A 1,283-nucleotide genomic window follows, 5' to 3' on the forward strand; every position below is an offset into this window, starting at 1 on the left:
GAAACTTTACGAGAAGCCCGTGATACATTTCTGTTTTCCAAAACTAGTGGCCGAAGTAGAGTTAAAGATGTACAAGAAGTAATAGAAGATTATGCGAATAAAGTTCTTGATAGAGTTGAAGTAAAAGGTAAGCACCCTGATTCATATAAGGCGTCCGATGTACTACGTGCAGAACTAAAAGATGCAGGAATTGAACCACCGCCATACCATAATGCGGCACATCACATTGTACCTTGGAATGATGGTAGGGCTGCGGAAATCCAAAAATTATTAAAAGAGTTTGAAATACATCATGATTCTGCTGCTAATGGAGTGTTTCTACCTGGATATAAAGCGATTGATAGTAAATATGTAACTACTGAAGCATTGCATATAGGTATGCATGGGCCAGAATACATAGAATTAGTACATGATACCTTATACAAGGTTAAATTGATAGGTGGTACTCAAGCAGATGCAGTTGCCGCCTTACAGAAAATCAGAGAAGGATTATTAGACGGTAGCATGAAATTAAATCAACCCAAAAAATGATAAAGGAGAGAAAGTATGAAAATCTGGGAACTAAAGAGTTCATTTGATGACTATGAATCTTTTCAATTATTAAACTTCGATGAAGACCATAAAAAATATATTGACGGAAAAGTGGATTCAATAACAAGGCTAGCTGATTTATGGGGAAATATACTTATTGAATGTGTGGAAGGAGATAAACCTAGTGATTGCCCTAAATTTTGGGGAGGAACTGGTACACCAATGGTTAGTGAAAAAGCTAAAAAATTCTTAGAACCTTTAATTGGTACTAATGTTGAGTTTCTTCCACTTATACATAATGTCACAGGCAAAGTGTATTATATAGTTCATGTTTTAAATGTATTAGATGCGATTGATAACGAAAAAGCAATCTTTGAAAAATTAAGTACAGGTTTAGTCATAGGATATGAAAAATTTGCATTTGTTCCTAACGTTATTCAAAATGAAATGATTTTTAAAATATATCTAAATAATATAATGTATGCTACTTCTGTTTTCGTGTCAGATGAATTAAGAAATGCAATTTTAGAAAGTGATTTAAAAGGCTTTAAATTTATTGAAGTGTGGGATTCAGAATCGAACATGTAAAAAGTCCTAAAACAGAAGGATGATAAAAAAGAAGAACGTCTTTTAGTGAGGGTAAACGTTCTTCCTTTTTGCTGTAAATTCACTTAAATTTCTTGTGCTACAACTATACCAGTATCTCCATGTGCATTAGACGGTGCACCACCATCACCTCTATTATCGGCAGG

General features: G+C 33.8%; 2 protein-coding genes. Both read left to right on the forward strand.

The window, feature by feature from the left end; all coding sequences use genetic code 11:
• Positions 1–531: AHH domain-containing protein (locus C564_RS0131545; RefSeq protein WP_018768262.1), on the forward strand; the 531-nt coding region annotated here is incomplete at its 5' end.
• Positions 532–546: 15 nt separating this feature from the next.
• Positions 547–1,119 carry an imm11 family protein gene (locus C564_RS0131550; protein ID WP_018768263.1) on the forward strand — a complete coding sequence of 191 codons (573 nt, stop codon included), beginning with the start codon at positions 547–549 and terminating at the stop codon, positions 1,117–1,119.
• Positions 1,120–1,283 lie beyond the last annotated feature (164 nt).

It is taken from the genome of Bacillus sp. 105MF, from assembly GCF_000374885.1.
Taxonomy (GTDB): domain Bacteria; phylum Bacillota; class Bacilli; order Bacillales; family Bacillaceae_G; genus Bacillus_A; species Bacillus_A pseudomycoides.